Origin of the sequence: Streptomyces sp. NPDC002790 (assembly GCF_040295505.1) — a bacterium.
GTDB lineage: Bacteria > Actinomycetota > Actinomycetes > Streptomycetales > Streptomycetaceae > Streptomyces.
In genome coordinates this window covers 21,733-28,022 of record NZ_JBEOVM010000086.1, presented here as the reverse complement: position 1 = coordinate 28,022, position 6,290 = coordinate 21,733, and the positions used below count along the sequence as shown (strand labels likewise).

Here is a 6,290-nt window from a genome sequence, read left to right as displayed (position 1 = left end):
GGGCCCCGGCCCCGGCGGGAACCCGCCCCGCCGAAACCTGGCCGGATGGAACCCGGAGGGTGGGGCGCCCGCCCCCGGAGTTGGGCCACGGAGGCGGGCGCGGTTTGGAGGGGCGGGGCCCGTTCGGTGGATCTTGGCGGAGGCGGGGGACCGCCAGGGGCGTCCGAACCCAGCCCGATCCGCCCGGAGGGCCTACGCCGCGGTGGTGATCGGGGGTGCCGTGGGTTCGGGGATGCCGAGGTCGGCGAGGAGCGCGTGGGTCGCGCGGCGGGCCGAGTGGAGGGCGCCCTGCACCGTGCCGTCGTCCCGGTGGTCCCCGCACACGTACAGGCCGTCGAAGAGGCGGACCGGGCGGCTCGGGTCGTGCGGGGGTGGCATCGCCGGTACGGCGTGGGTGTCGTGGTGCACGGCCAGGGTTTCCCAGTCGGCGGTCGACGTGCCGTACAGGGCGCCGAGTTGGGTACGGAGTTCGCGGTCCGTGGGGGGTGGGCCGAGGACCGTCGAGGAGACCAGGGCGCGGCCCGCCGGGGCTCTCGTGGGGTCCACCTGGCTGATCACCGACGTGTGCGCCACCGGGCCGAGCCGGTCCGCGTCGAGCAGCAGCGCGGGTTCGGCGAGTGGTGGCTCGGGCATGGCGTGGTGCACGACCGTGACCTCGTGGAAGGCGGGGACGCGCAGGCCGGGGAGAAGCTCGGCGGCATCGTGCGCGCCGGTCGCCAACACGACAGCGCGGCACGGGAGTTGGCCGAGTTCGTCGGTCGTGACCGAGGTCGTGGCGACCGCCGTGGCCCGTACGCCGGTGTGCACCGTGCCGGGTGGCAGGCCCGCCGCGAGCAGCTCCGGCAGCGCGTCGGCGCCGCCCTCCGGCACGGCGAGCCGGCCCGCCGCGTACGCGTGCAGGGCGAGGTCGGCGCACCGGCTGGAGGTGCCGAGGTCCGGGTCGCAGAGCAGGGCCGAGAGTAGGGGGCGTACGAAACCGTGGAGGACCGAGGGCGGCAGGCCTCGGGTCAAGATGGCCTGGGCGGCGGGGAGTTCGGGGCGGGCGAGGAGGCGGGAGGGATCCGTCGCCGCGAGCCGGGCCAGGGACACGCCCAGGCGCGCGTGGTCGAGCGGGCTGCCGAGGGTGGGGCGGGCGCCGCGCGGACTCCGGGGAGCGCTCGCCAAGGCGCGTGCCGCGTTGAGTGCGCCCCTCGTGCGCCGTGGGCCGGTCGGTTCGCCCGCCCGGTGGCGCAGCCCCTCGCTGCGTACGAGTACGCCGGGTGAGAAGCGGCGCAGGGCGAGGCGGGCGAGGGCGGGATCGCGGCGGAGTTCCGGATACGAGGTGCACAGCGGCCGACCGGTCCGGTCGAGGCGGAAGCCGTCGACCTTCTCGGTGGACATGCGGCCGCCGATGGACATGGCGGCCTCCAGGACCAGCGGGCGCAGGCCCGCCCTGGTCAGGTGCCGGGCCGCCGCGAGTCCCGCGACCCCGGCGCCCACGACGACGATGGCTCCCGGGCTTACGTCTCCAGGGTCGAGCACGGTGTGCCTCCGACGGTCGGGTGGCTGACGTCCGGGGGCTCATGCCCTCAACGCGCCCTCGGGATACCTGAGTTCGGGGCCCAGGGAACTCGAGAGTAGGCGCGCCCGGCGCGCCGGTCAGTCGCGCGCGGGGGCGGCACGGGGGCACGCCGGTCGCACGACCACACATCTTCCGTACGAGACACGTCCCGCGGCACCACGCCACGGCCCCCGCCGCCGACTACCGGGTGGCCCCGCCACCTGTCACCCAGCGGTGGCCCCCGCCATCAGGTGGCGCAGGCCGCGCGTCGCCAGGGCGGCGGGGGAGTGCGGGCCGGAGGTGGGGGCGTCGGTCGTGGCCCAGAGTTCGAGGGCCACTCGGATCGCGTCGGTCGCCGCTGCGGCCGCCAGGCGGGTTTCCAGCGGGTCCGCGTCGGGGCCGGCGAGGTGGGTCACCACCGTGAGCAGCTTCTCCTCCGACTCCTGGTTGACCCGGTACCAGACGGCGCGCAGGGCCGGGTCGTCCTGGGCCGCCCGCAACAGGGCCCGGGTGCCCCGCAGCGCCTCCTCCGCCGCTTCGTCCGGGGGTGAGAGCGAGGTCACCGCGGCCGACTCGAGGGCCCGCGGCAGCGGCATGCCCGGCTCCGTCGCGGCCAGCAGCTCGCGCCAGCGGTCGCCGCCGGACGCGAGCAGCGGACCCACGGCGTCCTGCTTGTTGCGGAAGTAGCGGTAGAAGGTGCGCAGCGCGACACCGGCGCCGCGCGCGATCTCCTCGGCCGTGGTGCCGTCGGGGCCCTTCTCGGTGAACAGCTCCATCGCCGCGCGGGCGATGTCGAGCTGGGTGGCCGCCTTGCGGCGTTCGGTCAGCGAGGGCTGCGCAAGCGGAGAAGAGGGCGTTCTGGGCTCGTTCACCCGACGAAGCGTAGCCGCACCAGGAATGGAATGGCACGAAACGCCGTTATGGCAAAACGTGCCACCGAAGCGTACGGTGAGCAGCGTGCGAGGACGCACACAGGAACGCAAGGGAGTCGCCATGAACAGCCAGAACGGCCTCAACCGCTACGAAGGGCGCCGTGCGCTCGTGACCGGTGGCGGGTCCGGCATCGGCCAGGCCACCGTGCTGCGCATGCTGGCGGAGGGCGGCCGGGTCGTGGCGGCCGACGTCAGCGAGGCCGGTCTCGGGGACACCCTGAGCAGGGCGGGCGCCGACGCCGAGCGCCTCACGACCGTCGTCGTGAACATCGCGGACGAGGCGTCCGTGCGGGCGGCCGTCGCCGGCGCCGTGCGGGCGCTGGGCGGCCTGGACGTGCTGGTCAACGCCGCAGGCATCCTGCGCTCCTCGCACACCGAGAAGACGACGCTCGCCGAGTTCAACCAGGTGCTCGCGGTCAACCTCACCGGCACCTTCCTGATGATCCGCGAGGCGATACCGGAGCTGCTCCGGGGCGAGGCCCCCGCCGTCGTCAACTTCAGCTCCACGTCCGCGATGTTCGCCCACCCGTACATGGCGGCGTACGCGGCGAGCAAGGGCGGCATCCAGTCCATGACGCACGCGCTGGCCGCCGAGTACAGCAAGCAGGGCATCCGGTTCACCGCCGTGCAGCCGGGCTCCATCGCGTCCGGCATGACCGACGGCTCCGGGATGAGCAAGCAGAGCCAGGGCCCCGGGCTGCCCGAGGACACCGACTGGAGCCTCTTCGCGAAGCTGTCGCCGTCGCTGGGTGACGGTTTCGCCGGGCCCGAGTCCGTGGCCGGTGTCGTCGCGATGCTCGCGTCGCAGGACGGGAAGTTCATCACCGGTACGGAGATCCGTATCGACGGCGGCACCCACTACTGAGCCACCGCCACTGAGCCGCTAGACGGACACGCGAAAGCGGTGCCGGTACGCCGTCGGTGTCGTGTCGAGCTGCCGGCGAAAGGCCCGCACCAGCGTGTCCGTCGTGCCGAAACCGCAGGTGGAGGCGATCCGGCCGAGCGTGTCCTCGGACGATTCCAATCGCTGGCGGGCCCGCTCGACGCGCGCCGACTCGACGTACGCGCTCGGTGTCGTGCCCAGTTCGGACCTGAAGATCCGGGTGAGCTGGCGCTCGCTGACGTGGGCGCGTGCCGCGAGGTCCGCGACGGTGAGCGGTTCGTCGAGGTTCAGGGTGATGTGCTGGCGCAGGTCCTCCACGCGCCGCGTGGTGGAGGCCTGTGCCAGCGGCACGCTGAACTGGCTCTGACCGCTCGGCCGCTTCAGGTACATCACGAGCTGTCGCGCCACCCGCAGCGCCGTCGGCTCCCCGAGGTCGTCGGCCACCAGGGCGAGGGACAGGTCGAGGCAGGAACTGATGCCGGCCCCCGTCCAGATGTCTCCCTCCCGGATGAAGATCGGATCGGGGTCGACGTCGATCTCCGGGTGCTCGTCCGCCAGTTGGCGCGCGGTCGACCAGTGGGTGGTGGCCCGCCTGCCGTCGAGCAGCCCGGCCGCCGCGAGGAGATGAGCCCCGACGCAGACGGAGGCCACCCGCCGCGCCCGCCCCGCGAGCGTCCGTACCCGGTCGACCACCGCGGGGTCCGCGAGGGCGCGCACCCCGAGTTCCGGGTCGGCCTCGACCGAGCCGGGCACCAGGAGGGTGTCGATGCGGCGCACGGCCGCCTCGTCGAAGGTGACATCGGGCAGCACCCGTACGCCCGCAGAGGTCGTCACCGGGTCCATCGTCTCCGCCGCGAGAAGCACTCGGTAACCGGCGCCGCCCTCCCGTCGCACCAGCGCGAACACCTCGGGCGGGCCCGTGACGTCGAGCGTGTCGACGCCCTCGAAGAGAACGATCACGACGAGTCGTTCAGGGGCGGCGGCGGTCACGGTGTCTCCTCCAGGCGATGTTGCGTGATGCTCATGTCCGGATCTGCATGTTAGGTGTCATTGCCGACATGAGGGCAACGCTCGTAGCGTTCCAGGCATGACCTCAACGACTCTGCGCACCCTCAACGGCCTCGACGAGACGCCCGCCTCGCTGGCTGACGCGACGCTGATCCTCGTCGACTACCAGAACACCTACACCCGCGGCGTGATGGAGCTGGAGGGCTGGCGGGACGCCCTCGACAACGCCGCCGCGCTCCTCGCCCGCGCCCGTGCGGCGGGATCGACGATCGTCCACGTCAAGCACGACGGCGGAGAGGGCTCCGCGTACGACGTCCGCGCCGAGATCGGGGAGATCCACCCGGACGTCGCGCCGCTCGAAGGCGAGGCCGTCGTCGTCAAGCCGGCTCCGGACTCCTTCTTCGGCACCGACCTCGGCGAGCGCGTCGACGCGGCCGGGAACAAGGACGTCGTCGTGATCGGCTTCATGTCGCACATGTGCGTGCAGTTCACCGCGCAGGGCGCGTTCCTGCGCGGCAACCGGCCCACCGTGGTCGCCGACGCCTGCGCCACCCGGCCGCTCGCCTCGGTCGGCGGCGTCGAGGTGCCCGCCGAGCAGCTGCACCTCGGCGCGATGGCGACGATCGGCGACCTGTACGGAGTGGTCGTCCCGACGGGGAAGTCCCTGAGCTGACCTCGTACGGCTACGACGAGACCAGCGCCCCCGTGTCCACCGCCGCCGTCGCCGACGCCGCCTGCCGTGCGTCGGACGACACCTCGTCCGCCGTCAGTACGTAGCCCGTCCGGTCGTCCGTCGTGGACCGGGCGAAGACCACTCCGTACACCTCGCCGTCCGTGTCGAGGAGCGGGCCTCCGGAGTTGCCGGGGAGGACCGTGGAGCGGATCGAGTAGATCTCGCGCGTGACGTTGCCGGAGCCGTAGATGTCCTGGCCGGCCGCCTTGATCGTGTCGTCGACCGTGGCGGCCTGGAGGTCGAGGCCGCCGTTCTCCGGGTAGCCCGCGACCACGGCGGCGTCACCGCGCCCGGCCGAGTCGTCGAAGCGCAGGGACGGGGCGTCGAGTCCGGGGACGTAGAGGACCGCCACGTCCTTGTCGGGGTCGAACAGGACGACCCTCGCCTCGTACGCGCGGTCCGTGCCGCCCACCCGGACCGTCGGGTCGTCGATGCCCGCGACCACGTGCGCGTTGGTCATGACGCGCTCTGAGCTGTACACGAAGCCGCTGCCCTCGCGTCCCTGCGTGCCCGACGCGCCTTCGATCTTGACGCTGCTGCGCTGGGCGGCGCCCGTCGCCTTCGCCGTCACGTTGTCCCCGGACGGCTTGGCCACCTTGGCGGGCGGCTCGCTCGCGAACGGGTCGAAGACCTGGGGGAAGCCCGCCGAGGTGAGCGCCCCGGTGGCCTGCGAGAACCAGGACGGGGTCGTCGACGGCATGGTGTGCTGCACCGCGCCGAGCACCGAGGAGTTCCGGATCGCCTGGTTGAGGACCGTGGAGGAGGAGGCGACGAGGACGCTGCCCGCCACCCACGCCACCACCAGGGCGGCCACCGCGGTCGCCGCACCGCCGCCCACCCCGTCGGCCACGCGCAGCGGACCCGGTGCGTGCGACATTCCGCCGCGCACCCGCGCCGCGAGCAGCCCGGCGAGCCCGTGACCCGCGACCGCGGGCACCAGCACCGTGAGGACGGCGACGACCGTGGCCGATGTCGTGCCCGGCGTGACCGTCTCCATCAGGTACGGCAGCAGCCAGACGCCGACGGCCGCACCGCCCACGAACCCGGCCAGCGACACGCAGCCCGCGAGCAGTCCGCGCCGGTAGCCGGAGACGGCGTAGGCGAGGGCCACCACGAGCAGCAGCACGTCGAGTATGTGGAGGTCCATACCGGTAAGAAACGCCCAGGCGCCCCCGATGGTTCCACCACCTGGCC

General features: G+C 73.3%; 6 protein-coding genes. 2 read left to right on the top strand and 4 right to left on the bottom strand.

The features are described from left to right. Nucleotides 1-192 precede the first annotated feature (192 nt). Complete coding sequence (locus ABT004_RS27770) at nucleotides 193-1,521, bottom strand: FAD-dependent oxidoreductase (RefSeq protein WP_351342129.1); 1,329 nt, start codon at nucleotides 1,519-1,521, stop codon at nucleotides 193-195. A 243-nt stretch (nucleotides 1,522-1,764) separates the two neighbouring features. After that, a complete protein-coding gene (locus tag ABT004_RS27765) occupies nucleotides 1,765-2,412 on the bottom strand; it encodes a TetR family transcriptional regulator (RefSeq protein ID WP_351342127.1) in 648 nt (215 codons plus the stop codon). Nucleotides 2,413-2,533: 121 nt separating this feature from the next. On the opposite strand from ABT004_RS27765, the gene ABT004_RS27760 reads away from it, so the two are divergent. After that, a complete protein-coding gene (locus tag ABT004_RS27760; RefSeq protein ID WP_351342133.1) occupies nucleotides 2,534-3,337 on the top strand; it encodes an SDR family NAD(P)-dependent oxidoreductase in 804 nt (267 codons plus the stop codon). 18 nt (nucleotides 3,338-3,355) lie between these two features. Here the strand turns inward: ABT004_RS27760 and ABT004_RS27755 are convergent, their stop codons facing one another. After that, nucleotides 3,356-4,345 carry a GlxA family transcriptional regulator gene (locus tag ABT004_RS27755; RefSeq protein WP_351342125.1) on the bottom strand — a complete coding sequence of 330 codons (990 nt, stop codon included), beginning with the start codon at nucleotides 4,343-4,345 and terminating at the stop codon, nucleotides 3,356-3,358. Between the two features lie 97 nt (nucleotides 4,346-4,442). Here ABT004_RS27755 and ABT004_RS27750 point away from each other — a divergent pair, with 97 nt between their 5' ends. After that, complete coding sequence (locus ABT004_RS27750) at nucleotides 4,443-5,036, top strand: cysteine hydrolase family protein (protein ID WP_351342123.1); 594 nt, start codon at nucleotides 4,443-4,445, stop codon at nucleotides 5,034-5,036. 10 nt (nucleotides 5,037-5,046) lie between these two features. On the opposite strand, the gene ABT004_RS27745 is transcribed toward ABT004_RS27750, so the two are convergent. Then, the gene (locus ABT004_RS27745) at nucleotides 5,047-6,243 is read right to left on the bottom strand and encodes a MarP family serine protease (RefSeq protein ID WP_351342121.1); all 1,197 of its coding nucleotides are present in this window, start codon (nucleotides 6,241-6,243) and stop codon (nucleotides 5,047-5,049) included. Nucleotides 6,244-6,290 lie beyond the last annotated feature (47 nt).

Excerpts from the sequence above, each read along its gene's own strand:
- ABT004_RS27760 (WP_351342133.1), top strand. The coding sequence starts at position 2,534 with ATGAACAGCCAGAACGGCCTCAACCGCTACGAAGGGCGCCGTGCGCTC.
- ABT004_RS27750 (WP_351342123.1), top strand. The coding sequence starts at position 4,443 with ATGACCTCAACGACTCTGCGCACCCTCAACGGCCTCGACGAGACGCCC.
- ABT004_RS27745 (WP_351342121.1), bottom strand. The coding sequence starts at position 6,243 with ATGGACCTCCACATACTCGACGTGCTGCTGCTCGTGGTGGCCCTCGCC.